The sequence below is a fragment of the Pseudomonas sp. LB3P31 genome (genome assembly GCF_054897945.1).
In genome coordinates this window covers 5,466,553-5,491,044 of sequence record NZ_CM142710.1, presented here as the reverse complement: position 1 = coordinate 5,491,044, position 24,492 = coordinate 5,466,553, and the positions used below count along the sequence as shown (strand labels likewise).

Sequence of the window (24,492 nt, the reverse complement as noted above, 5' to 3'; positions counted from 1 at the left end):
GGGCAAGCCCGCTCCCACAGAGACCGGGTTGTTCACAAGTTATGTGACTCACTCCAAACCTGTGGGAGCGGGCTTGCCCGCGAAGAGGCCCGCGCCGACAACGCACTTATGTAGCCGGGCGAATCGCCTTGATCAGCGACTGCAACGAATACCCCAACTGCGGCGCCAGCCCTTCGGCGCGGGCGATCAGGCCGTGCATGTCCAGCTCCTGATCCAGCTCCGACGGCACCAGCAGAATCACATTGCCCTCCTTCACCGGCAGCTCCCAGTAATGCCGGTGATAAAGCCCCCGCAACAGCGCAGCACCCAGCGGCTTGCCGTCGTCGGTGGCCCATTGATTGATCACCAGCCAGCCACCGGGATTAAGGCGCTTCTGACAGTTTTCCAGGAAACTCCAGGCCAGGTGGCCGACCCCAGGCCCGACATCGGTGTACAGGTCGACGAAGATCAGGTCGGCAGGCTCAGCGGTATCGAGCAACTCCAGCGCATCGCCGACCCGGATATACAGCCGGGGATCGTCATCCAGCCCCAGGAACTCAATGGCCAGGCGTGGCACGTCGGGACGCAACTCGATGGCCTCAACGTCTTCCAGCGGGAGGAATTTCAAGCAGGCCTGGGTCAACGTACCGGCGCCCAACCCCAGGAACAGCGCACTTTCCGGCTGTTCATGGCACAACGCACCAATCAGCATGGCGCGGGTGTAATCGTATTCGAGCCAGCTCGGATCGGCGGTGAACACGCAGCTCTGTTCGATGGCATCACCGAACTCGAGAAAACGGTAATCGGCGACTTCCAGCACGCGAATCACGCCGAACTCGTCCTGTACCTCGGCGAGCAGATGCTCGACGCGCTCCTCAGTCATTTCGTCTCCAGATCGTCACGGGCCACGCCGCAACACAAAGCGGCAAGGGCGCGATTGTCCGCGAAGCAACGGGAACAGGTCACGCACTAATTGCTGATAACATGACGCTCCGAGCGTAAAACTACCGAGACCGTGATGAGCCAACCCTGGAGCCCTGACAGCTGGCGCGCCCTGCCGATCCAGCAACAACCCGTCTACCCCGACTCGGCGCACTTGCTGCACGTCGAGCAAACCCTGGCCAGTTATCCGCCGCTGGTGTTTGCTGGTGAAGCACGGGAGCTGCGCCGGCAGTTTGCCGAAGTAACCCAGGGTCGGGCGTTTCTGTTGCAGGGTGGGGATTGCGCCGAAAGTTTTGCCGAGTTCTCCGCCGCGAAGATTCGCGACACCTTCAAGGTGCTGCTGCAAATGGCGATCGTCATGACCTTCGCCGCCGGCTGTCCGGTGGTCAAGGTCGGGCGCATGGCCGGGCAATTCGCCAAACCCCGTTCGGCCAACGACGAAACCATTGACGGCGTGACCTTGCCGGCCTACCGCGGCGACATCGTCAACGGTATTGGCTTCGACGAGAAAAGCCGCGTGCCGGACCCGGAGCGCCTGCTGCAGTCGTACCACCAATCCACCGCCACCCTGAACCTGCTGCGTGCCTTCGCCCAGGGCGGTTTTGCTGACTTGCACCAGGTGCACAAGTGGAACCTGGACTTCATTGCCAACTCGGCGCTGGCGGAAAAGTACAGTCACTTGGCCGATCGTATCGACGAAACCCTGGCCTTCATGCGCGCCTGCGGCATGGACAGCTCTGCGCAGCTGCGCGAGACCAGTTTCTTCACCGCCCACGAAGCGTTGTTGCTCAATTACGAAGAAGCCTTCGTCCGTCGTGACAGCCTGACCAACGACTACTACGACTGCTCGGCACACATGCTGTGGATCGGCGACCGCACCCGCCAGCTGGACGGTGCCCACGTAGAGTTCCTGCGCGGGGTGAACAACCCGATCGGGGTCAAGGTCGGCCCGAGCATGAACCCTGACGACCTGATCCGCCTGATTGATGTGCTCAACCCGGACAACGATCCGGGTCGCCTGAACCTGATTGCCCGCATGGGTGCCAACAAGGTCGGCGATCATCTGCCGGCATTGATCCGCGCCGTGCAGCGCGAGGGCAAGCAGGTGCTCTGGAGCTCCGATCCGATGCACGGCAACACCATCAAGGCCAGCAGCGGCTACAAGACCCGCGACTTTGCGCAAATCCTGGGCGAGGTGAAACAGTTCTTTCAGGTGCACCAGGCCGAAGGCACTTATGCGGGCGGGATTCATATCGAGATGACCGGGCAGAATGTCACCGAGTGCATTGGCGGCGCGCGGCCGATTACCGAGGACGGGTTGTCGGACCGGTACCATACCCACTGCGATCCGCGGATGAATGCGGACCAGTCGCTGGAATTGGCGTTTTTAATTGCCGAGACGTTGAAGCAGGTTCGGCGGTAAGTCTGCATGATTTGTATTGCCTGAGAGGCAGCCATCGCGGGCAAGCCTTGCTCCCACAGGAGCTGTGTCCACCACAGATAATGTGAATGGCTCAAAACCTGTGGCAGCTCAGCCACAGCTAATGTGAATGGCTCCAAACCTGTGGGAGCAAGGCTTGCCCGCGATGGCGGTATTTCAGGCACCACCAATCCCAGCCAATGCCACCCGCAACCGCCCCGCACTCTCGCGTTGGCAATTCAACTGCACCCGCTCCAGACCCAACCAATCCGCCATCTGCCGCAAATTCAGCGCCAGCGCGAACATTCCCTGGTCATCCAGCCCCGGCACTTCTTCGTGCACAGCGTGTACTGCCAGCCGCCCCAGCGCCCGTTCGGCACGCAGATCCACTCGCGCGGCAATCCGCTCGTTGTGCAGGAACGGCAGCACGTAATAGCCGTACACGCGCTTGGCTTGCGGTGTGTAAATCTCCAGGCGGTAACGAAAGTCAAACAGCCGCTCGGTGCGACTGCGCTCCCAGATCAGTGAATCAAAAGGCGAAAGCAGCGCGCTGGCTTCGACCTTGCGCAACACCTTCGCCTGCGGCAAGCAGTAGGCCGGCTGCTTCCAGCCCTGAACCTCGCAAATTAGCAACTCTCCCGCCTCGGCCAGCTCCGCCAATCGCGGGCGAGCATCAGCGCGATTGAGTCGAAAATAATCACGCAGGTCCTTTTCGGTCGCCACACCCAGTGCAGTGGCTGCGTGCTTCAACAGTCCGCGCTGAGCCTCGGCTTCTGAAAGTTGTGGTTGCTGGAGGATCGCCACAGGAATCACTCGCTCCGGCAGGTCATACAGCCGCTCGAACCCGCGCCGTCCGGCGACGGTGACTTCACCGGCGGCAAATAACCATTCCAGTGCGTGTTTTTCCGCGCTCCAGTCCCACCATGGCCCGGCCCGCTCTTCGCGAGTTGAAAGGCTGCCCGCGCCCAACGCGCCCAGCTCCTGAACCGAGCCCAGCACCCGGCGAATGGTTTCCTGGTGCTCGCGACCGAAATGCGCCAGCTGCTGATAGATATCTTCGCCGCGAGTAGCCCGCAACATCCGCCAGCGCATCAAGGGGTACATCGACAGGGGCAACAACGAGGCTTCATGCCCCCAATACTCGAACAGCGTGCGGCGCCGCCCCTTGCTCCAGGCGGCCTGGTCGAGCAAGTCGGACGAGTAATTGCCCAGCCGGGAAAATAGCGGAAGGTAGTGCGAACGCACCAGGGCATTCACCGAATCGATCTGCAGAATGCCCAGCCGTTCGATCAAGCGATTGACCTGGGTCGATTTGACCAGCGCCGGTGGCTGACGACCGCCGAAACCTTGGGCGGTCAACGCCAGGCGCCTGGCCTGCAGCAAGGAGAAGTGCGAGGAAGTAGGCATTCAACGACTCGTCTCAAGGTCTTGACCCACCTTAGCGGTCTGCGCACTAAACGCCAATGATGCTGTTTCATCGCTTGAGTGGATCATCCCAGAAGGGTCTGGCCGACTCACGCCGGACATCACATCGACTCAAGCCGATATCCCGCAGGCGATCATCACTCAAACTCGCGATTTCGGCGCGCTCCCTATGCAACTGGCGCCAGCGTCCGATTTGCGCAAATGCATCGTTCAGTGCGCGAGCAATAGAATTGAAGGTACTGCTTCCTGTGGTAGACATCCTTTCCATGATGGTGCTCCTCAACATCGAGGCAACAGTCTTCAGCAGGCGCCCTTCACGCTCCAGCGAATGAATATGACCGTCTATTACCACCCATGAAAAACCCCATTTCCCGGGCTCTCGCCGCGCGTCATGGGGTTGTGACCAAGCATGTACCATGGCTGTTGAGCATCATTTACCGTTGCCCATCGGGTCCTGCCAGAAGTGCCGCTCAGCTTCCTGCGCAACATCTGCGCGACTCAGGCCGATGTCTTTCAGCGCCTCATCGCTCATGCCCGCCAGCATCTCCCGTTCGCGGTGCAGTTCAAACCAGCGGGTCAGCTTGTGCAGCAGATCCGATACGACGTGGATGGAGTGTTTTTCTACCGGCTTGACATCGATTTGACCTTTCATCTTGTTGCCCTCCGTTTGGGATGGCTCAAGTGTCGCGCTGGGGCTAAGATCAATCCAACGAATGTTTCTTATGCAATACATCTCGGAGATTGATGTATGCCTGCCTACCCGAGTATCGATACCGAAGTGCTGCGCACCTTCGTCGCGATCGCTGACCAAGGCGGCTTCACCCGTGCTGGCGAACAGGTCAATCGCACCCAGTCTGCGGTCAGCATGCAGATGAAACGGCTTGAAGAAGACGTGCTGCAACGCCAGCTGTTTCAACGGGACGGGCGCCAGGTACGGTTAACCGCCGAGGGCCAGGTGCTGCTTGGTTATGCCAGGCGCATCCTCAAGCTGCACAGCGAAGTGTTCAACACCCTGCGCGAACCGCACATGGTCGGCATGGTGCGGATCGGCACGCCGGACGATTATGTGATGCGTTTCCTGCCGGGGATCCTGCGCCGCTTTGCCCAATCCTATCCGCTGATCCAGATCGAAGTGCACTGCGAATCATCCAAACAATTGCTGCAGCGCCAGGACCTCGACCTGTCCATCGTCACCCGCGAACCCGGCAACGAGATCGGCCAGATGCTGCGCAAGGAGCGGTTTGTCTGGGCCGAGGCGCAATGCTTCAATGCCCACGAGCAGACGCCTTTGCCCCTGGCGATGTTCAACAGCGATTGTTTCTGCCGGTTGTGGGCCTGCAATGCGCTGGATGCCATGGGGCGCGATTATCGCGTGGCGTATAACAGTTCCAGCCTGTCGGCGATCATGGCGGTGGTCAGCGCCGGCCTGGCGGTAACCGCGCAACTGGAAAGCCTGATCACCCCCGATATGCGCATTCTCGGCGAGGCCGAAGGGCTGCCCGTGTTGCCCGAGGCCAGCATTATGCTGGTGCGCAACCTGCACAACCCTTCGCCGATCACTGAGTGCCTGGCGGAACATATCGTCGAAGGCTTCAAACTTTAAACGCGAGCATCACCGCACACAGCACCAGGAAGCCGCAGAACAGCCCGCGCAGGAGTCGCTCGGGCATCGCGTGGGCAATCTTCACCCCCCAGCTGATGCTCAGCAGACCGCCGATGGCCAACGGCACGCCGATCATCCAGTCCACCTGGTGGTGCACGGCATAGGTCACCAGCGTGACGCCGGTGCTGGGCAATGCCAACGCCAGGGACAAACCTTGGGCAACCACCTGGGTAGTGCCGAACAGACTGGTCAACACCGGCGTTGCCACCACTGCCCCGCCGACGCCGAACAAGCCGCCCATGGTCCCTGATGCTGCACCGAGTACGCCTAGCCATGGCCATGAGTAGCGCATCTGCGCAGAAGCCGGAGCATTGGTGGTGAACATCCGCACCAGGTTATAGGCCGACAAGGCCACCAGGAATGCGACAAAGCCTAGTCGCATGGATTGCGCATCAATGCCCACCGCCCAGATCGAGCCGATCCAGGCGAAACAAAAACCCATCACCGCCAGCGGCAGAGCATGGCGCAATTCGATGCGGTTGCGCTGGTGATAACGCCACAACGCCAGCATCACGTTAGGCACCACCATGACCAGCGCCGTGCCCTGGGCAATTTGCTGGTCGAGCCCGAACAACACGCCCAGCAAAGGGATCGCGATCAACCCGCCGCCAATGCCGAACAACCCGCCCAAGGTGCCAAGGGCGGCGCCAAACACCAGGTACATCAAGAACTCAATCACGGTTACATTCCCATCGACGCCAGAGCCTCATGCTACGCAATCGTGGCTGGCAGTGAAACGCACAGCAACGCACAATGGCTGTGCCAACTTCGCATAAGCGCATTGCCATGAATCCCAATCAATTAACCGAGCAGCTTGGGCTGTTTCTTGACGTACTGGAAACCGGCAGTTTTTCTGCCGCCTCGCGCCGTCATCCACTCACGCCCTCTGCTGTGGCCAGGCGAATCGATAGCCTGGAAAACGCCATGGGCAGCCAACTGTTCATCCGCAGCACCCACGCGGTGCGCGCGACGCCGGCGGGCCTGGCATTTGCCGAACGGGCGCGGCGGATCGTCGCGGAATTGCGTCTGGCCAGGGCTGAGGCGGTTTCCCTGAGCAGTGCCCCGGAAGGACTGATCCGCATTGATGCGCCTGCCGCATTTGGACGCCGGCACCTGGCGCCGGTGATTGCCGACTTTTTGATGCTTTACCCGGGGCTGGATGTGCAGTTGCATCTGATCGACAGTTTTGTCGACATGCAGGGCCTGAATCTTGGAAAAGTCGACCTGGTACTGCGCGCCGGGCAAATGGCCGATACCCGGCTGGTCGCTACGCCACTGGCACGTATGGTGCGCATCGCCTGCGCGAGTCCCGGCTATCTCCAGCGCCGTGGCGTGCCGGCCGAGCCGGCGCAACTGATCGAGCATGATGGCCTGGACTGGGACGGCCTGGCCCCGCCCTTCGCCTGGCGCTTTGAACGGGATGGCCAGATGCAGTTGCACCGCCCCGCGCGCATCCGCATGAGCGCCAACAATGCCGAAGCACTGGTGTGCGGTGCGCTGGCCGGGCTGGGTATCGCCCATTTGCCGACCTGGCTGGCCAGTGAATACCTGCTGCGCGGCGAACTGCAGCCGCTGTTTTGCGACGGTGGCCTGCCGCAACCGGAAAGTACCGGGATCTACGCGCTGCGCCTGGAGCAGCAACCCAATCCACGTAGCCGCTTGCTGCTGGAGTACCTGAAGACGCGCTTCAGCCCGATCCCACCGTGGGACCTGGCGCTTCAGAACAACCTGGGACGGCACTAGCCACGAATTATCTGGCGCATTAAAGATTCGCCCACTAGATTGATGACGATGACTGATCAAGGTTTTGACATGACTGACAAGCGCGACACCCCGGATAACTGCGACCACCTGCTGCTGGACAATCAGGTGTGCTTCGCCCTGCACTCCACTTCACTGATGATGACCAAGGTCTACAAGCCGCTATTGCAGGCTTTGGGGCTGACCTATCCGCAATACCTGGCGATGCTGGTGTTGTGGGAACGCGATGGTTTGACTGTGGGCGAAATCAGCACCCGGCTGTTGACTGATCCCGGCTCGCTGACGCCGCTGCTCAAGCGTCTGGAAGTCGAGGGACTACTAAGCCGCACCCGCAGCCGTGAGGATGAACGGGTGGTGATTGTCGAGCTGACCAAGCAGGGTCGCGCCTTGCGGGACAAGGCTCGGGATATTCCACAATGTATTTTGGGTGCGAGTGGGCAGACGCTGGAGCGATTGCAGAAGCTGCAGGCGCAGTTGCACGAATTGCGTGGGCATTTACAGGGGAGCCTCTGATACCGCATCAAAATCTGTTCGCCGTCTTGATACTTCCAGACGCGATTCTTGTGGGAGCGGGCTTGCTCGCGAAAGCGGTGCGACAGTCGACATAGATGTTGAATGAGACACCGCTTTCGCGAGCAAGCCCGCTCCCACAGGATTTGGTGGCGTTCAGAATATTTATCTTGCGGGCTAACTATTTGCGCGGTACATTCATCTCGCACTTACTTAGCGCGCAAACAGTTTGCGCAAACTATTAAAATCTGGCGAGGCCAACATCATGCAAACTCTCTACACCGCAATCGCAACCTCCACTGGCGGCCGTGACGGTCGTGCGGTTTCCAGCGACAACATCCTCGACGTCAAACTGGCCACGCCAAAAGAACTCGGCGGCGCTGGCGGTGCGGCGACCAACCCTGAACAGCTGTTCGCGGCCGGTTACTCCGCCTGCTTTATCGGCGCACTGAAATTTGTTGCCAGCCAGACCAAGCGCACTATTCCCAACGATGCATCGATCACTGCCCATGTCGGCATTGGCCAGATACCTGGTGGTTTCGGGTTGGATATCGATCTGCATATCAGCCTGCCAGGCCTTGAACAGGCCGATGCGCAGTCGTTGGTCGATGCGGCTCACCAGGTTTGCCCGTATTCGAATGCAACGCGGGGTAATGTTGATGTGCGTTTGCATGTGACCGTGTAAGTGCCATGAAGCAAAGATCGCAGCCTCGTTTCACTCGACAGCTCCTACGGAGTGAAACGAGGCTGCGATCTCTTAATCTGACAGACACAAAAAAGCCCGACTCAATGGTCGGGCTTTTTCATTCCTGAAGCTGTGCTTATTTAGCACGGCCTTTGTAGGAACCGCCTTCGCGGGTATCGATTTCGATTTTGTCACCGATTTCGATGAAGTCAGCCACTTGCAACTCAGTACCGTTGCTCAGCTTGGCAGGCTTCATTACTTTGCCGGAAGTGTCACCGCGAGCGGAGCCTTCGGTGTAGTCAACTACGCGCACGATAGTGGTCGGCAGTTCTACGGAAACCAGACGCTCTTCGAAGAAGATCGCTTCGCAAACATCGGTCATGCCTTCTTCAACGAAAGGCAGAACGGCTTCGATGTCTTCAGCGTTCAGCTCGTACATGGTGTAGTCAGTGGTGTCCATGAACGTGTAGGAGTCGCCGCTGATGAAGGACAGGGTCGCTTCTTTGCGGTCGAGGATCACGTCGTCCAGTTTGTCGTCGGCGCTGTAAACGATCTCGGTCTTGTAACCGGTCAGCAGGTTTTTCAGCTTGGTCTTCATGATCGCGCTGTTACGACCCGACTTGGTGAATTCAGCTTTCTGAACCAGCCAAGGATCGTTTTCGAGACGGATCACCATCCCAGGTTTCAGTTCTTTACCAGTTTTCATTACGAATATCCGAATTTGGATGGGATTTACAAAAATCTAGGCCGCGTATCATATCCAATTTACATAAAACTGTACCAGCGCCGCGGCAAGATCATCTTGCAAGGCCTGTTCCAGACACCACGCCTCGGCGTGCTGCTGCAGTTCTGGCGCGTGTTTTTGCGTGGCCTGCCAGTGGTCGGTCATTGTTGCACCGCTATTCCAGGCTCGCCATAGACCGCTGATCGCCTCGCAGGCCGGCGTTGATAGGCCTTTGGTGTACAGCGCGAGGAAGGCATCGAGCTTGTCCAGATGGATATCTTCGTCCTGGCGATAGATGTGCCATAGCAGCGGGCGCCCCGCCCATTGCGCCCGCACGAACGAGTCTTCGCCGCGTACCGCATTAAAATCGCAGCTCCACAGCAACAGGTCGTATTGATCTTGCCGGACGAATGGCAGCACCTGCACGGTTAAGCCACCGCGCACGTGCAAATCGCCCGCAGCCAGCCCTTCGACACCTAGCCAACGCTCGACGTCGCCAAGGATCCGCCCCTCAGGCACCAGCATGTGCGAGGGCGTCGAATCGCCCGCCAGGCAATCAAGCCAGCTGGCCAGTCCGGCATTTTCATAGGCGAATAACGAGATCAGCTGGCTGCCAGGAGCCCGATCAATTCCCAGGCCCTGAAGGAATTCGCGCTGCGCTTCGGCGTCCTGCTGGAACTGCCGACGCCGCTCGAGCAAGCCGCGCTCGCGCAGCAACCCGCCGGTACCCTGGCGAAACCCCGGGAAGAAAAAGTATTTCTGCACGTTCCGATACTTGACCGACGGCAGGCCGTGGCAGCCGATCACCCAGTCTTCCGCACTCAGGTAATCGAGGTTCAACCACAGCGGCGGTTTGTCCCGCGCGGCCATGACATCCATATAGGACCCTGGCAATTGACAGGCGAAAGCGGCAATCACCACCTCCACAGCATCGACTGCTGGCCAGTCCGCCGGCCAGTGCCGCACCTCGACGCCTTGCTGCGCTTGTTGCGCCAGGTGAATGTCGATTTCCGGACACAGGCGCTCGAAGGCGCGCAAGTCATCGACCCACAGGCGCACGTGCACCGAGTGCTCGGCCACCAGTTGCCGGGCCAGGCGCCAGGTCACCCCGATGTCGCCAAAGTTGTCGACTACGGTACAAAAAATATCCCAGCGGGTGTTCGTTTCAGGCATTCCAGGCTCCCGTTGGCAAAGGTGGCGATTGTCCGCATAAATTACCCCGCGCAGAAGAGCCGACGGCGATTAATCTTCATGCGACAATCGCCCCTCGCCCGTTACCACCCGCCAGGAAGCCGTCATGCCCTACCGTTCCAACCCGCGCCGCGCGCTAGCCGTAAGGCTCAACGCACTGCAGCTGAGTCTCAGCATCGCCTTCGGTCTGTGGCTTGGCTTCCTGGCCATCGCGCTGACCTGCTGGCTCGCCTCGCGCCTGTTGTTCAGCGAGCAGCTGGCACCCGTGGCCTCGGCGGGGGAGCAGTTGGCCAGGCCAGCAGTGCCGGAGCAGGTAAATTCGCGGCCGGACATCCCGCCGCAAAGCCCGTTGTTCGAGCAGTACGAAGATAACCTGCGCAAGGACGAGCAACAGCAGCGACTTGACCAGGCCCGTGGCAGCAGCCGCAACCTGGCCAATCCGAAATGTCAGTTCTGGCTGCAACAGGATCAGAACGCACCGAGTGAAAAAAGCCGCGCCAACGTCCAGCAATTTTGCGATTGATGAAACCAGCCATGCACAAGCCCACCGTCCACCAACTGATTCTCGACAAGTTGCGCATCGATCTTGACGTCGCCGAACGCGCAGCGCAGACCGCCTACGAAACCGCGACTCACGAAGAGAACATCGCCGAAAACAAGTACGACACTCTCGGGCTGGAGGCATCCTATCTGGCTGCTGGTCAGGCCCGGCGCGTGGAGGAAATCAGGCAGTCACTCGCCCTGTGCCAGAACCTGGCCCTGCGCCCTTACGACGAGCAACGCGGCATCGAAATCGGCGCGCTGCTGGGGCTGGAAGATGAGAGCGGTCGGGAACAATGGCTGTTCCTCGCACCTGACGCGGCCGGGCTGAAGATCGATATGGTCGGGCAGATGATCACCGTCATCACCCCCCGCTCGCCCCTGGGCAAAAGCCTGTTGGGCAAGTTCGAAGGGGACGCAGTGGAAATCCTGGTGGCGGGAACCCGGCAACAGTTTGCTGTTACCGAGGTGATCTAGACGGGGATCAATGCACCGGCAGTTCGACTCCGTCGAACAGCTCCTCCAGCTCCTGCTTGTTATGGCACTGGATGGCCTTGGCCATGACTTCGCGGGTCAGGTGCGGCGCGAATTTTTCGATGAAGTCGCACATGAAGCCACGCAGGAAGGTGCCGCGACGGAAGCCGATCTTGGTGATGCTGGATTCGAACAGGTCGCTGGCGTCGAGCATCACCAGGTCGCTGTCGAGCTTGGCGTCGACGGCCATCTTCGCCACGATGCCTACGCCCAGACCGAGTCGTACATACGTCTTGATCACGTCGGCATCGGCCGCGGTGAACACCACTTTTGGCGTCAGGCCACGGTGACTGAACGCTTCGTCGAGCTTGGAACGACCGGTGAAACCGAACACGTAAGTCACGATCGGGTATTCGGCCAGCGCTTCGAGGGTCAGCTTCGACAGCTTGGTCAGCGGGTGGCCCTGGGGTACGACCACACAACGGTTCCAGCGATAGCACGGCATCATCACCAGGTCGCCGAACAACTCCAGGGCTTCGGTGGCGATGGCGAAATCGACGGTGCCGTCAGCGGCCATTTCGGCGATCTGCATCGGCGAACCCTGGTGCATGTGCAGGGCCACGTCCGGATACTGCTTGATGAAATTGCTGATCACCGGCGGCAGCGCGTAACGTGCCTGGGTGTGGGTGGTGGCGATCGACAGGGTGCCTTTTTTCTCGTTGGAGAATTCCTGGGCAATCTGCTTGATGCTTTCTACCTTGCGCAGGATCTCGCCGGCGGTGGTAATAATACGTTCGCCTGCCGGGGTCACGCGGGTCAGGTGCTTGCCGCTGCGGGCGAAGACCTCGACGCCCAGTTCGTCTTCCAGCAGGCGGATCTGTTTACTGATGCCCGGCTGTGAGGTGTAGAGGCTTTGGGCTGTAGCCGAAACGTTGAGGTCGTGGTGCGCCACTTCCCAGATGTAGCGCAATTGTTGAAGCTTCATATGAATCCCTCAAAGCAGGTAGACGCCACGGGCATCAGCGACGGTATATAACTATATTAATGGTTTGAAGAATAAATCTAGAACTTTTTATCAGAATGCCACTAATCGTGTCCTAGCGATCCCCTTGGCGCCGACGCTCAACCAGCGGTACCAGGTAGACCGGTACCCTCGACAGTTGTAAAACTCGCGCAGCGGTGCGGCCCAACGGTGTTTCCGCACCCGTCCTGTGGCTGTGACTACCTACGATCAGCAAATCCACGGAGAGTTTCTGCGCCTGGTCGAGAATCACCTGCGAGGGGTCGCCCTGAATCACCCGCACTGCCTTGATACGCGCCAGGTCCTGGTCCCCCTCTTCGCCCAGTTCCTCGCGAAAACTGTCGAGCACCCGCTGCTCGATGCTCGCGATCACCGTGCTCAGGCCCTGGCTGTGAAAATCGTTTAGCGCCTGTTCATCAAGGTAGCTCTGCAATACCGACTCGGCGAACAGCCCCATGGGTTCCACCGCATGCACCACGTACAGGTCGGCATCGAAGGTGCGGGCCATCGCCAGGGCATGCTGCATCACCAGCGGTGCGTACAGGCCGAGGTCAGTGGCATACAGCATCGACCGAATCATATGACCTCCTCGAGTGCCAACATGGCGGAGCTTGATTCAGCTTAGCAGTGCCTTGGCGAGTACGACGTTTGGCGTAACGCGTTGAACGGCGGGCTTAAACTTTTTGCTCGTTGCTTATGCCATGGGGCACATGTCCGGTGGCAACTACTTCCCGGGCCAACTCGCAGTGCCCGGCCTGATCGTCAAAAAACACATCGGCGGCGAAGGCTTCGAGAAAAGCCGACTTGGTCAGTCCGCCGAGGAACAGCGACTCATCGAGGCGAATATCCCACTCGCGCAGCGTGCGAATCACCCGTTCATGCGCCGGCGCCGAGCGTGCTGTCACCAGCGCGGTACGGATCGGGCAGGCGTCATCCGGGAACTCGCGCTGCAACAGATTGAGCGCGGCGAGGAAGCCCTTGAACGGCCCGCCACGCAGCGGCTCGCGAGCCGACTCGCGCTCGCTGGCCTGGAAGGCTTCAAGGCCACCAGCTTGATACACCCGCTCGGATTCATCGGAGAACAGCACCGCGTCACCGTCGAAGGCGATACGCAATTCATCGCTGGCGGCGCGGCTCGCACCGCCGGACAAAATGGTCGCTGCAGCGAAGCCGGCATCCAGGGCGCTACGCACGTCTTCGGCGTGGGTCGACAGGAACAGGTCGCAGCCAAACGCTTTGAGATAGGGGTACGGACTGCGACCGCCGACAAACGCCGCACGGGAGATGGCCAGGCCGTAATGGTGGATGGAGTTGAACACTCGCAATCCGGTGTCGGCACTGTTGCGCGACACCAGGATCACCTCGACCCGGGCACGCCCGAGGCTGGAATTGAGGTTGAGGAGCTTCTGCACCAGCGGAAACGCATCGCCGGGTTCGAGGATTTCGTCTTCGTGTTCGATCTGATACTGCCGATAGGCTTCAACCCCACTGGCCAGATACACCTTGTGGCTTTCACTCAGGTCGAACAGCGCCCGCGAGGAAATCGCCAGCACCAGCTTGTCATCGATAGTCTTCGCCATACCTTTCCTCTCTTTTTGACCGACTCAGGCTTGACGTCGATCGATAAAAGCCAAACTGCGAAACAGGGCCTCGATTCGCGGCATTTCACATCCCGCAGCCTTCGCGGCCGCCAGGGGCCGGGCATAAATCGCCTCCAGTTCCAGCGGTCGCCCGTGCAGGTGATCGTGATACATGCTCGGCCAATAGTCGGGCATCTTCTCGGTCATCATGAACAGATGCTCAGCATATCCTGCGGGCACCAGATGCCCGCAGGCAGCGGCGCCCTGCACCACTTCGGCCATCAACGCCTTGATCAGTTCCCGGCTGTCGGCGTCGGCCATCAACGGCGTGGTGCTCGCGCGCAACAGCACGGAAAGTCCGTTATAGGGGATATTCCACACCAGTTTCTGCCAGCGCGCCTGGTGCAGGTTGGGCATGGCCTGGGAATCGATGCCGGCGGCGCGGAACAGTCCGGCGCCCTCCTCGACTATTGCCTGGCGAGTCTGGGGATCGGCGGCAGGGCCGCTGTGGTAGCCGATATGGACCGCGCCAAGGGCCTGATGCGTGATGACTCCGGGCGCCTCGCGATGCACGCAGATATAGCAAAGACCGCCTAGCACGTGCAGCGAATCCGGGAGCGATTCGCGCAGGCTGTCTTCGACATCCAGGCCGTTTTGCAACAGGAGCACCTTGGCGTCCGGCGCACCGGCGCGAACGATAGTGGACGTCAACTCGGCGTTGCTAGTGGTTTTTGTCCCGACCAGCAGCCAGTCACAGGGCGGCATGTCGTCGGCCGAAGAATAGGCCTGGACCGGGTTTACCGTCAGCGCCCCATGTTGCGCACTGCGCACTTGCAGGCCGTGCTCGGCCACCGCATGAAACTCGCTGCGCAACAGAAAATGCACGTCGAAACCGGCATGTGCCAGCATCGCTCCATAAAATCCACCGATCGCGCCGGTGCCGATAATGCCGATTGTCGGCTTGGCTACTGCCCCCATCATGGCAACTCCTCTGCTGTTCTTGTCAGCGCCTCGGCCACCGCTGCATTGAGCTCGGCAACCTCGATACGCGAATTCGCTGCCCCGAAGAACTCACCGTCGCGCACCACAAACAGCGCCGGCAGGTGAAAGACCTGGTAGCGCTCGACCACGCCGCCGTTGCTGCCGGCATCAATCCAGCACAATCGGTCGACGGCCAGTTCCATCCCGGGCAAGCGGGTTCGGGCGTAGCGGCAGCTGGCGCAGCCGACACTGGTGAAAATCACCAGCGAAACGCCCGGCATCGCCAGTAGCCGTTGGTCGGCATCAAAATCGGTCAGCTCCGATTCGACCACTATACTGGGGGAAACACTGTCAGATGACCGACACATGGAGTCCGTGTTCATGGGACGTTTTCTTCCTCACCCTGACGATGTGCCCGTTGAATTAACGTTGCTCAAACATGAATGCATATCACGGCAACGGCTGCACACTATCAGCCTCGGGGGCATGGCTTGCAATTACCACCGCGCCTGGCGCCATGGCACGGCGCTCGAAGTGCGCATGCCGACCCTGAACCCGGACCTGCGCTACCTGGGCTATGTGGCCTGGTGCCTGCGGCGCAAGCGCGGTTATCTGGTAGGCATTGCCTTCGTCGACGAGCAGATGCTGTTCAGCGCCCGCATGGGTGAGCAGATTTGCCAGATCGACCGGTATTGTCGCCTGCACGAGCCGCAAAGCGAGCGTCAGGATAATCAGGCACTGGCGCTTGAGTGGGTCCAGCAGCATGCCGACGAGTTCTCCCACGACACGGTGTACAAGGCTTTTGCACAGCCTGTGCTGGATTAAAGCGTTGTCTGCCCATTGTCGAGCCACGGTGTAACGCGCTAAGGTTCCGCTCCCCGACGCGCTTAATTTGCTGTGCTCCGCCGCGCGGGTTCGCTGGCGGCCGGCACCCGTGACCTGACGAGTAAACGATGGCTGATTTACCGATCAACGACCTAAACGTCGCCTCCAACGAGACGCTGATCACTCCTGACCAGCTCAAGCGTGATATTCCCCTGAGCGACGTTGCCCTGCGCACCGTCACCAAGGGTCGCGAAGTCATTCGCAACATTCTTGACGGCACTGATCACCGCCTGTTCGTCGTGATCGGGCCTTGCTCGATCCACGACATCAAGGCTGCCCACGAATACGCCGAGCGCCTCAAGGTGCTCGCCGCCGAAGTGTCCGATACTTTGTATCTGGTCATGCGCGTGTATTTCGAGAAGCCGCGCACCACCGTTGGCTGGAAAGGCCTGATCAACGATCCGTACCTGGACGACTCCTTCAAGATTCAGGACGGCCTGCACATTGGTCGTCAATTGCTGCTGGACCTGGCCGAAATGGGCCTGCCAACCGCGACCGAAGCCCTGGACCCGATCTCCCCGCAGTATCTGCAGGACCTGATCAGCTGGTCGGCCATCGGTGCGCGCACCACTGAATCCCAGACTCACCGTGAAATGGCTTCGGGCCTGTCCTCGGCCGTCGGCTTCAAGAACGGTACCGATGGCGGCCTGACCGTGGCGATCAACGCGCTGCAGTCGGTTTCCAGTCCGCACCGTTTCCTCGGCATCAACCAGGAGGGTGGCGTGTCGATTGTCACCACCAAGGGCAATGCCTACGGTCACGTGGTCCTGCGCGGTGGCAACGGCAAGCCGAACTACGACTCGGTCAGCGTCGCCCTCTGCGAGCAAGCGCTGAACAAGGCGAAGATCCAGCCGAACATTATGGTCGACTGCAGCCACGCCAACTCCAACAAGGACCCGGCCCTGCAGCCGCTGGTGATGGAGAACGTCGCCAACCAGATCCTCGAAGGCAACCAGTCGATCATCGGCCTGATGGTCGAGAGTCATCTGAACTGGGGTTGCCAGGCGATTCCAAAAGACCTCGCCGACCTGCAATACGGCGTATCGGTCACCGATGCCTGCATCGACTGGTCTGCCACCGAAACCACCTTGCGCAGCATGCATGCCAAACTCAAGGATGTGCTGCCTAAACGCGATCGCGGCTGATCGCGGCCAGGCTGGCCAGTAAAATTCGCGCATAAAAAAACGCCGGGGCAGCCCGGCGTTTTTTTGCGTTGCGTTTACTGGCTCAGCTTGGCGGCATGCCGCTGGTGACGCTCCATGTAGCGCTCCACGTAGGAGCACGAAGGAATCACCGTGTAGCCCATTTCGTCGGCGTACTGCAACGCCTGTTCGGTCAGCGCCGCAGCGATACCGCGACCACGCAGCGCATTTGGCACAAACGTACGATAAATATCCAGGGTCTGTTTACCCAGGTCCATATAGGTCAGGTAGGCACGATGACCGTCCACATTGGTCTCGAACTGATGACCAGCCTGGTCATGGTGGATGGACAACGCCTCGCTCATCACTACTCCTCGCGGGTCTGGAATTCTGACCCCTACCTTACCGATGTTTTTCCGGCGAAGGAACATCTACGCCACCCCGTGCCTGAATGGACACCGAGAAGAGCCGCACCAATCTCGCGCAACCGGGCACGTACAAATAGTAGGCACCATTGGCGAAAATGCTCAAGGTACGCTCGTCATCGCGCCCATTGGCGGGTGCTGCTCCGGGTGATGCAGCGACTTCCCGGCCAGGGATTTCCCGGGGCCGATAACCTGAACATTGCCGGATGTTGAGACTTAAGACGAGCGCCCGTTGTTAAAGTCACCTCAACTAGCAGAAAGATAGGTGACGCGCTGCGCAAATCCCGAACAAAAGAGTAGACGAAATCATTTGAACAGACTTTACCCTAGACCTTGAAAACAGCGCTGCGGCTCGGGAACTTTTTCCGGTCGGCTCGCTCAGATCGGGGCTTGCAGCTGGGTATTTTTTAAACAATGCAGTTAAAAGTTGCTCGAAAAAGAATCAACGCCTACAATTTTTTATGCTTCTTGCTACACGTCAGTTTACTTACTACAAGTAATGGGTAGTATGTACGCCGGCTATTTCCTCACTCTGAGGAGACAGCTACTTAATAGAAAGTCCTTGAAGGGGAACACGATGAACAACGTTCTGAAATTCTCTGCTTTGGCCCTGGCCGCAGTTCTGGCTACCGGTTGCAGCAGCGCATCGAAAGAAACCGAAGCACGTCTGACTGCTACTGAAGACGCAGCAGCTCGCTCCCAGGCTCGTGCAGACGAAGCTTACCGTAAAGCTGATGAAGCTCTGGCTGCTGCTCAAAAAGCACAACAGACTGCTGACGAAGCTAACGAGCGCGCTCTGCGCATGCTCGACAAAGCTAGCCGCAAGTAATAATCCCTCGGGATTGTTATCAAGCCGACCCATTTATGGGTCGGCTTTTTTATTGCCTGGATTTCCCTTTAGGCAATAAAAAACCCGCCGACGCGGCTAGCGTTGGCGGGCTCTCTGAAGGCCTTACTGCTGCAGATCGATCGGCGCACTGCTGACCATCGGCGCTGACCCATTGGGTACGGCGATTTCTACTGGCAGGCCATCTTCGGCAGCGACCACGTCCCGCACCACGTCCCAGTTCATGCGCAGGTTGTTGGTGATGTCCTCACGCTTGAGCATCGCGTTGATCACTGCCGTGTGCTTGTCGACCACGGACGGGTTGCCGTTGTCGTCCAGCGGCGTATGCGCCTCGAGGTAGACCTTGCCGCCGCTCACGCCGAACTTGTATGGGTCGTTGATGATGCGCACGGAGGTTCCCACCGGCACCATGCCCGCCATTTCCAGGACGTTGTTGTTGAACATGCGGAAGCAACCGTGACTGGTGCGCATGCCGATGCCGAACTTTTTGTTCGAGCCGTGGATCAGGTAGCCCGGGGTGCCCAGGTTGAACTTGAACGGACCCAGGGGGTTGTCCGGACCGGCCGGCACGACGTTAGGCAACGGATCGCCATCAGCCAAGTGCTCGGCCTTGATCGACGCAGGTGGCGTCCAGGTCGGGTTGGGTGTCTTGGCGGTGATGGTGGTGTGGGCAATCGGCGAGCCCCAGCCTTCACGACCGATACCCAGCGGGAAGGTGTACACCACGTTCCGGCCTTTGGGGTAGTAGTAGAGGCGGTATTCGGCCAGGTTGATGACGATGCCTTCGCGCGGCCCCGGCGGCAGGATGAAGCGCGTCGGCAAGATGATCTCGGTGCCGGCGCCCGGCAGCCAGGCGTCGACGCCCGGGTTGGCCGCGACCATTTCCGAGTAGCCCAGGTCGTAGGTGGTACCAAGGTCGGCGAAGGTATCTTCGTATTTGGCCTTGATCACTTGTACCTGGCCAATGATGTCTTCACCGGGTGGCGGAAGAGGCAACTCCAAGGCTGCCACGGGACCCGCAGCACAGAGCGCGGCGAGAGTCAGGCAGCGGGTGACGGCGGGAAAGCGCGGCAACATCCGGAAAATCCTTCGCATGATCGACAAGGGTATAAGAACGCGATTGTACACTGGCGCCTGGGTATTCGGGGAGACGCACCGATAGAGCGCGCATTGGCCTCAGGGGCTTGCTGGGTGGGGGTTGGGGGGTTGTGGTAATCCTTGCTAACGAATTTCACCTGCCCCGGTGGTCTGCACCCGTAGGAGCTGCCGAAGGCTGCGATCTTTTGATCTTGCTGTGTACATATCCTTTTTTGCGGTAACGGCTTCTATTGGTTCCGCCCTTACGGCGGGTTACTTGGAAAAGCGCCAAGTAACCAAGCGCTTTCTGCCCCACCACTTGGCACCTCGCCTAGGCTCGGTGTGCCCGCACTCCGGCATTGCTCCGCGGGCCGCCGCGATGGCCCATCCATGGGCCAGCGCGGCTAAACCGGCATCCCTGCCGGTTTACCCGCTACACAATGCCTGCGTTCGGCCATCGTGGTTAACGGGGCGTCCGCGATCAAGAACCGGGCCGTGGCGGCCTTCGGGCCGACCAAGGCATCAAGCTGGCGCGCTGCGCTTGTTTGGTCGTGCACCTTCCCTGTATTTGAAATGAGGACCTGTGGGAGGTGACATTTTGTGGGGTGCAGACCACACCTGTGGGAGCAAAGCTTGCTCCCACCGGGGGCCACAGGGGTACTTACATTCGAGGGTGTTCCATTCGCGCTGATACTGCGCCGAACTCCCGGTCAGGTCGGCTCTCAGGCCGCCTCGGCCTGGTTCTTGATCGCGGACGCCCCGTTAACCACGATGGCCGAACGCAGGTATTGCGGAGCGGGTAAACCGGCAAGGATGCCGGTTTAGCTGCGTTGGGCCATGGATGGCCCGTCGCGGCGGCCCGCGGAGCAATGCCGGAGTGCGGGCACACCGAGCCTAAGCGAGGTGCCGAGTGGTGGGGCATGAGCGCTTTGGTTACTTTCGCGCTTTTCGAAAGTGACCCGCTGTAAAAGCGGAACCAATGGAAGCCGTTACCGCAGAAACGGATGTGTACCAAGGCAAGATCAAAAGATCGCAGCCTCGTTTCACTCGACAGCTCCTACAGCTCTTACAGCTCGAACCGCAACTCCGGCCAAATCGGCGACGTCCCGCGCTTCTGCGATTCCAGAATCGCCCTGCACAAGGAGCACAGGCGCTGGTCCTGGAATACTCGGCGCTCTACGCTCGACCAACGCGGCTGAGCCGGCAGCAGGCTGCCACACAGCGTTCGGTCAGCCGAGCCGCCGAGCTCCAGCTGGCGGGTCACCAGATGCACCCGCACTTCCTGGCAGGCGAACAGATCCAGCTGCTCGTCAGGCTCGATCAGTTGATAGGCGAAAAGTGACCAGGCGGGACGCGGCATCGGGGGCTCCAAATCGGGGGCGCCACCTTAGCCGAAACGCGGCCACTAGAAAAGCGTCAAAGCAGCGGTTTCAGCGTCGGCCAGACATTTTCCAGCAACTGGCCCTGAGCCCCGGCCGCCGGGTGCAGGCCGTCGCTTTGCATCAGGTCCGGATGCCCGCCCACACCGTCGAGAAAAAACGGTACCAGAGGGATTTTTTTCTCCTCGGCGACATTGCCATAAACCTCGGCAAAAGCCTTGGTATAGCGAGCCCCATAGTTAGGGGGTAGTTGCATGCCCAGCAGCAGCACTTTCGCGCCGGTGGCCCGGGAGCTGTCGATCATTGCCGCAAGGTTTTGTTGCAATTGCGTTGGGAGCATCCCGCGCAAGCCGTCATTGCCACCCAACTCCAGGATCACCAGCGCCGGCTTGTGCTCTGCAAGCAGCGCTGGCAGGCGCGCCTGGCCTCCGGCACTGGTGTCGCCGCTGATGGACGCATTGACCACCTTATCGTCGAAACCTTCGCGCTTGAGCCGCTGCTCAAGCAAGGACACCCACCCCAAGCGGGTATCCAGGCCGAAACCCGCGCTGATACTATCGCCAACGATCAGGACTGTACCCGCCGCTGCGTTCTGGGCCATGCACATCAAGGCCAGGCCAGCACTCAAAAACCACACTCGCATCGGATTCTCCATGGGCGCAAGCATTCTCACCGCGAAGAACCTCAGCAAAGTGGTACCCAGCGCGGAAGGTGAACTGACTATCCTGCACGAACTCAGCCTGGAACTGAACAAGGGCGACAGCCTGGCGATCGTCGGCGCCTCCGGTTCGGGCAAATCCACCCTCCTCGGCCTGCTCGCCGGCCTCGACCTGCCGAGCAGTGGCGAAGTCACCCTGGCCGGCCAGGCCCTGAGCAATCTCGATGAGGACCAGCGCGCGCGCATTCGTGCCGAGCATGTCGGCTTCGTGTTCCAGTCGTTCCAGCTGCTCGACAGCCTCAATGCCCTGGAAAACGTCATGCTGCCGCTGGAACTGGACGGCCGCAAGGATGCCCGCGAACGAGCCACGCAGCTGCTGCAACGGGTTGGCCTGGGCCAACGCCTGACCCACTCGCCGCGCCAGCTCTCCGGTGGCGAACAGCAACGCGTGGCGATTGCCCGCGCCTTCGCCGCCGAACCCGACGTGCTGTTTGCCGACGAACCCACCGGCAATCTGGACAGCCACACGGGTGAGCGCATCAGCGACCTGCTGTTCGAACTCAACAAGGAACGCGGCACCACCCTGGTGCTGGTGACCCATGACGAACGCCTGGCACATCGCTGCCGGCGCCTGATCCGCCTTGAAGCCGGCCTGCTGGTCGCCCCTCTGGAGCCTTGATGGCACGCCTGCCGCTATTGCGCCTGTTCAGCCTTGCCCTGCGCCAACTGCTGCGTGACGCCCGCGCCGGAGAGCTACGGGTATTGTTCTTCGCCTTGCTGGTGGCCGTGGCCGCGAGCACTGCCATCGGTTACTTCGGTGCCCGCCTGAATGGCGCCATGCTGTTGCGCGCCACCGAGTTCCTTGGCGCCGACCTGCTGCTCGAAGGCAGCTCGCCGGCGCGACCGGAACAGATCAGCAGTGGCATCGAGCTCGGACTCGAACACGCCCAGGTCGTCGAATTCTCCAGCGTGATCGCTACCGACAACGGCATCCAGCTGTCGAGCATCAAGGCCGCCGATGCCGTCTACCCACTGCGCGGCGAGCTGAAAAGTGCGCCGGCACCTTTCGCCCCGGAAGAGTCGGGGGGCGGCCCAACACCCGGGGAAGCCTGGGTTGAAGCGCGACTGCTGACTGCCCTGGACCTGAAGATGGGCGACAGCATCGACGTCGGCATGAAGACGTTGAAACTCGCTCGCGTACTGACCTATGAACCCGATCGGGCGGGAAATTTCTACAGCCTGACGCCCCGGGTCATGATCAATCTCAGCGACCTTGAGGCGACTGGCGTAGTGCAACCCGGCAGCCGGGTCAGCTATCGGGAACTCTGGCGCGGCAAGGCCGAGGCCCTGGAACACTATCGGCAACAGGTCACGCCCAGCCTCGCGGCGAACCAGCGGCTGCAGGATGCTCGCGATGGCAACCGGCAGATCGGTGGTGCGCTGGGCAAGGCCGAGCGTTACCTGAACATGGCCAGCCTGGTCGCGGTGCTGTTGTCTGGCGTGGCGGTGGCGTTATCGGCGACGCGCTTCGCCACTCGCCGTTTCGATGCCAGCGCACTATTGCGCTGCCTCGGCCTGTCACGCCGGGAAACCCTGATGCTGTTCGCCTTGCAGCTGACAGTCCTGGGCCTGCTGGCCAGTATCAGCGGCGCGGTGATCGGTTGGCTGGCGCAGCTCGGGCTGTTCGCCTTGCTGCATGATCTGTTGCCCACTGACGTCCCACCTGGCGGCCTGTTCCCGGCCATCGCCGGGATCGGCACCGGGCTGGTGGCGCTGGCCGGTTTTGCCCTGCCGCCCCTGGCTGCATTGGGTCGGGTGCCACCGTTGCGCGTACTGCGACGAGACATGCTGCCGATTCCATCCAGCACCTGGATGGTCTACGGCGCAGCGTTGGGCGCGCTCGGGCTGATCATGTGGCGCCTGAGCCTGGACCTGGTACTGACCTTCGCCCTGCTCGGTGGGGGCGTGATTGCCGCGCTGGTCCTCGGCGGCTTGCTGTTGCTGCTGCTCAAAAGCCTGCGGCGCATGCTGGCTCGCGCCTCCCTGCCCTGGCGCCTGGGATTGGGCCAACTGCTGCGCCATCCACTGGCCGCTGCGGGGCAATCCCTGGCTTTCGGCTTGATCCTGTTGTCCATGGCGCTGATCGCCCTGCTGCGTGGTGAATTACTGGATACCTGGCAAAATCAGTTGCCGAAAAATGCACCCAACTACTTTGCGCTGAACATTCTGCCGGCAGACAAGCAGGCGTTCACCGATCGGCTGGTCGCACTGTCGGCCCAGGCGGCGCCCTTGTACCCAGTGGTGCCGGGGCGTCTGATCAGCATCAATGGCGAGCCGGTGCAGCAGATCGTCAGCAAGGATTCAGCGGGGGATCGAGCCATCCAGCGCGACCTGAGCCTGACCTGGGCCGCCGACTTGCCACCGGGCAACAAGCTCACTGCGGGCAACTGGTGGACCGAACAGACTCCCGACGAGATTCCCGGTGTATCGGTTGAGGGCAAAGTGGCCGAAAGCCTCAAGCTGAAACTGGGCGATCATCTGGTCTTCACTGTCGGTGGGGTCAATCGTGAGGCGAAGGTCACCAGTTTGCGCGACATCAACTGGGACAACTTCCAGCCGAACTTCTTCATGATCTTCCAGCCTGGCACCTTGAAGGACCTGCCGGCCACCTACCTCACCAGCTTCTACCTGGCAGCCGGGCATGATCAACAGATCGTCGACCTGTCTCGCAGCTTCCCGGCGGTGACCATCCTGCAAGTCGAAGCCTTGCTTGAGCAATTGCGCAGCATCCTTGCCCAGGTCACCCTGGCAGTGGAATACGTGCTGCTGTTCGTGTTGGCTGCAGGCATGGCGGTACTGTTTTCCGGGCTGCAGGCGACCCTGGATGAACGCATTCGCCAAGGCGCGCTGCTGCGTGCACTGGGGGCGGAACGACAGTTGCTGGTCAAGGCCCGGCGGATCGAATTTGGTTTGCTGGGGGCAGTCAGTGGTTTGCTCGCAGCGCTAGGCTCGGAACTGGTCAGCCTGGTGCTGTACCGCTACGCGTTCGACCTGCCCTGGCAGCCGCACCCATGGCTGCTGGTGTTGCCGTTGATTGGTGCGCTGCTGATTGGCGGTGCCGGCGTGTTCGGGACTCGTCGGGCGTTGAATGCCAGCCCGCTAACCGTACTGCGCGAGGGTTGA

At 60.5% G+C, this 24,492-nt stretch carries 28 protein-coding genes; 12 read left to right on the top strand and 16 right to left on the bottom strand.

Annotated features, from left to right (window positions below; genetic code table 11):
* Positions 1-106: 106 nt before the first annotated feature.
* Positions 107-862: a spermidine synthase gene (locus tag ACYZTK_RS24980; protein WP_462012265.1), complete on the bottom strand. Its 756-nt coding sequence runs from the start codon at positions 860-862 to the stop codon at positions 107-109.
* A 135-nt stretch (positions 863-997) separates the two neighbouring features.
* Here ACYZTK_RS24980 and ACYZTK_RS24975 point away from each other — a divergent pair, with 135 nt between their 5' ends.
* Positions 998-2,344, top strand: coding sequence for a class II 3-deoxy-7-phosphoheptulonate synthase (locus ACYZTK_RS24975; RefSeq protein WP_462012264.1), 1,347 nt, complete (start codon positions 998-1,000; stop codon positions 2,342-2,344).
* A gap of 174 nt (positions 2,345-2,518) precedes the next feature.
* Here the strand turns inward: ACYZTK_RS24975 and ACYZTK_RS24970 are convergent, their stop codons facing one another.
* The 3 genes from ACYZTK_RS24970 to ACYZTK_RS24960 form a co-directional block, all read right to left on the bottom strand.
* Positions 2,519-3,748: a winged helix-turn-helix domain-containing protein gene (locus ACYZTK_RS24970; RefSeq protein WP_462012263.1), complete on the bottom strand. Its 1,230-nt coding sequence runs from the start codon at positions 3,746-3,748 to the stop codon at positions 2,519-2,521.
* A 67-nt stretch (positions 3,749-3,815) separates the two neighbouring features.
* The gene (locus tag ACYZTK_RS24965; RefSeq protein ID WP_462014971.1) at positions 3,816-4,052 is read right to left on the bottom strand and encodes a DUF1127 domain-containing protein; all 237 of its coding nucleotides are present in this window, start codon (positions 4,050-4,052) and stop codon (positions 3,816-3,818) included.
* A gap of 144 nt (positions 4,053-4,196) precedes the next feature.
* Entirely contained in the window at positions 4,197-4,418 is a 222-nt protein-coding gene (locus tag ACYZTK_RS24960; RefSeq protein WP_462012262.1) for a DUF1127 domain-containing protein, read from the bottom strand.
* Positions 4,419-4,514: 96 nt separating this feature from the next.
* Here ACYZTK_RS24960 and ACYZTK_RS24955 point away from each other — a divergent pair, with 96 nt between their 5' ends.
* Positions 4,515-5,369: a LysR family transcriptional regulator gene (locus tag ACYZTK_RS24955; RefSeq protein WP_462012261.1), complete on the top strand. Its 855-nt coding sequence runs from the start codon at positions 4,515-4,517 to the stop codon at positions 5,367-5,369.
* Here the strand turns inward: ACYZTK_RS24955 and ACYZTK_RS24950 are convergent.
* Positions 5,359-6,093, bottom strand: a complete 735-nt coding sequence (locus ACYZTK_RS24950) for a sulfite exporter TauE/SafE family protein (RefSeq protein WP_462014970.1) — start codon at positions 6,091-6,093, stop codon at positions 5,359-5,361. The two genes, ACYZTK_RS24955 and ACYZTK_RS24950, sit on opposite strands and share 11 nt — an antisense overlap.
* A 122-nt stretch (positions 6,094-6,215) precedes the next feature.
* Between ACYZTK_RS24950 and ACYZTK_RS24945 the strand changes: the two genes are divergently transcribed.
* The 3 genes from ACYZTK_RS24945 to ACYZTK_RS24935 all read left to right on the top strand — a co-directional run bounded on the left by ACYZTK_RS24945 (position 6,216) and on the right by ACYZTK_RS24935 (position 8,385).
* A complete protein-coding gene (locus tag ACYZTK_RS24945; protein ID WP_462012260.1) occupies positions 6,216-7,172 on the top strand; it encodes a LysR family transcriptional regulator in 957 nt (318 codons plus the stop codon).
* Positions 7,173-7,241: 69 nt separating this feature from the next.
* Positions 7,242-7,703 carry a MarR family winged helix-turn-helix transcriptional regulator gene (locus ACYZTK_RS24940; protein WP_462012259.1) on the top strand — a complete coding sequence of 154 codons (462 nt, stop codon included), beginning with the start codon at positions 7,242-7,244 and terminating at the stop codon, positions 7,701-7,703.
* Positions 7,704-7,965: 262 nt separating this feature from the next.
* Positions 7,966-8,385 (top strand): organic hydroperoxide resistance protein, encoded by a 420-nt coding sequence (locus ACYZTK_RS24935; RefSeq protein WP_027925717.1) that lies wholly within the window; start codon positions 7,966-7,968, stop codon positions 8,383-8,385.
* Between the two features lie 136 nt (positions 8,386-8,521).
* Here ACYZTK_RS24935 and ACYZTK_RS24930 read toward each other — a convergent pair whose 3' ends face one another.
* Positions 8,522-9,091, bottom strand: a complete 570-nt coding sequence (locus ACYZTK_RS24930; protein WP_223483792.1) for an elongation factor P — start codon at positions 9,089-9,091, stop codon at positions 8,522-8,524.
* A gap of 48 nt (positions 9,092-9,139) precedes the next feature.
* Positions 9,140-10,282, bottom strand: a complete 1,143-nt coding sequence (gene earP / locus ACYZTK_RS24925) for an elongation factor P maturation arginine rhamnosyltransferase EarP (RefSeq protein WP_462012258.1) — start codon at positions 10,280-10,282, stop codon at positions 9,140-9,142.
* Between the two features lie 124 nt (positions 10,283-10,406).
* On the opposite strand from earP, the gene ACYZTK_RS24920 reads away from it, so the two are divergent.
* Together ACYZTK_RS24920 and ACYZTK_RS24915 are read left to right on the top strand one after the other, a co-directional pair.
* A complete protein-coding gene (locus ACYZTK_RS24920; protein ID WP_462012257.1) occupies positions 10,407-10,823 on the top strand; it encodes a hypothetical protein in 417 nt (138 codons plus the stop codon).
* Positions 10,824-10,834: 11 nt separating this feature from the next.
* Positions 10,835-11,317, top strand: coding sequence for a GreA/GreB family elongation factor (locus ACYZTK_RS24915; protein WP_462012256.1), 483 nt, complete (start codon positions 10,835-10,837; stop codon positions 11,315-11,317).
* Between the two features lie 7 nt (positions 11,318-11,324).
* Here ACYZTK_RS24915 and cysB read toward each other — a convergent pair whose 3' ends face one another.
* From cysB to ACYZTK_RS24890, 5 genes are all read right to left on the bottom strand, one after another.
* Positions 11,325-12,299 carry an HTH-type transcriptional regulator CysB gene (gene cysB, locus ACYZTK_RS24910; RefSeq protein WP_008148549.1) on the bottom strand — a complete coding sequence of 325 codons (975 nt, stop codon included), beginning with the start codon at positions 12,297-12,299 and terminating at the stop codon, positions 11,325-11,327.
* Between the two features lie 112 nt (positions 12,300-12,411).
* On the bottom strand, positions 12,412-12,915 hold the full coding sequence (locus ACYZTK_RS24905; protein WP_462012255.1) for a universal stress protein: 504 nt from the start codon (positions 12,913-12,915) through the stop codon (positions 12,412-12,414).
* A 94-nt stretch (positions 12,916-13,009) separates the two neighbouring features.
* On the bottom strand, positions 13,010-13,915 hold the full coding sequence (locus tag ACYZTK_RS24900; protein WP_462012254.1) for a 5'-nucleotidase: 906 nt from the start codon (positions 13,913-13,915) through the stop codon (positions 13,010-13,012).
* A gap of 24 nt (positions 13,916-13,939) precedes the next feature.
* The gene (locus tag ACYZTK_RS24895) at positions 13,940-14,896 is read right to left on the bottom strand and encodes a putative 2-dehydropantoate 2-reductase (RefSeq protein WP_462012253.1); all 957 of its coding nucleotides are present in this window, start codon (positions 14,894-14,896) and stop codon (positions 13,940-13,942) included.
* On the bottom strand, positions 14,893-15,279 hold the full coding sequence (locus tag ACYZTK_RS24890; RefSeq protein ID WP_462012252.1) for a YbbN family protein: 387 nt from the start codon (positions 15,277-15,279) through the stop codon (positions 14,893-14,895). Before ACYZTK_RS24890 ends, ACYZTK_RS24895 begins: the two co-directional genes overlap by 4 nt.
* On the opposite strand from ACYZTK_RS24890, the gene ACYZTK_RS24885 reads away from it, so the two are divergent.
* On the top strand, positions 15,278-15,721 hold the full coding sequence (locus tag ACYZTK_RS24885) for a PilZ domain-containing protein (protein WP_462012251.1): 444 nt from the start codon (positions 15,278-15,280) through the stop codon (positions 15,719-15,721). The two genes, ACYZTK_RS24890 and ACYZTK_RS24885, sit on opposite strands and share 2 nt — an antisense overlap.
* 128 nt (positions 15,722-15,849) lie before the next feature.
* Positions 15,850-16,926, top strand: coding sequence for a 3-deoxy-7-phosphoheptulonate synthase (locus ACYZTK_RS24880; protein WP_462012250.1), 1,077 nt, complete (start codon positions 15,850-15,852; stop codon positions 16,924-16,926).
* Between the two features lie 74 nt (positions 16,927-17,000).
* Here ACYZTK_RS24880 and ACYZTK_RS24875 read toward each other — a convergent pair whose 3' ends face one another.
* Positions 17,001-17,288 (bottom strand): GNAT family N-acetyltransferase, encoded by a 288-nt coding sequence (locus tag ACYZTK_RS24875; RefSeq protein WP_462012249.1) that lies wholly within the window; start codon positions 17,286-17,288, stop codon positions 17,001-17,003.
* Positions 17,289-17,925: 637 nt separating this feature from the next.
* On the opposite strand from ACYZTK_RS24875, the gene oprI reads away from it, so the two are divergent.
* The gene (gene oprI, locus ACYZTK_RS24870; protein WP_003199355.1) at positions 17,926-18,177 is read left to right on the top strand and encodes an outer membrane lipoprotei OprI; all 252 of its coding nucleotides are present in this window, start codon (positions 17,926-17,928) and stop codon (positions 18,175-18,177) included.
* Between the two features lie 123 nt (positions 18,178-18,300).
* On the opposite strand, the gene ACYZTK_RS24865 is transcribed toward oprI, so the two are convergent.
* The 3 genes from ACYZTK_RS24865 to ACYZTK_RS24855 form a co-directional block, all read right to left on the bottom strand.
* A complete protein-coding gene (locus ACYZTK_RS24865; RefSeq protein WP_462012248.1) occupies positions 18,301-19,272 on the bottom strand; it encodes a L,D-transpeptidase family protein in 972 nt (323 codons plus the stop codon).
* A gap of 1,066 nt (positions 19,273-20,338) precedes the next feature.
* The gene (locus ACYZTK_RS24860) at positions 20,339-20,632 is read right to left on the bottom strand and encodes a hypothetical protein (RefSeq protein ID WP_123432651.1); all 294 of its coding nucleotides are present in this window, start codon (positions 20,630-20,632) and stop codon (positions 20,339-20,341) included.
* Positions 20,633-20,688: 56 nt separating this feature from the next.
* The gene (locus ACYZTK_RS24855; protein ID WP_462012247.1) at positions 20,689-21,294 is read right to left on the bottom strand and encodes an arylesterase; all 606 of its coding nucleotides are present in this window, start codon (positions 21,292-21,294) and stop codon (positions 20,689-20,691) included.
* A 10-nt stretch (positions 21,295-21,304) separates the two neighbouring features.
* Between ACYZTK_RS24855 and ACYZTK_RS24850 the strand changes: the two genes are divergently transcribed.
* Entirely contained in the window at positions 21,305-21,988 is a 684-nt protein-coding gene (locus tag ACYZTK_RS24850; RefSeq protein WP_028619977.1) for an ABC transporter ATP-binding protein, read from the top strand.
* Complete coding sequence (locus tag ACYZTK_RS24845) at positions 21,988-24,492, top strand: ABC transporter permease (RefSeq protein ID WP_462012246.1); 2,505 nt, start codon at positions 21,988-21,990, stop codon at positions 24,490-24,492. Before ACYZTK_RS24850 ends, ACYZTK_RS24845 begins: the two co-directional genes overlap by 1 nt.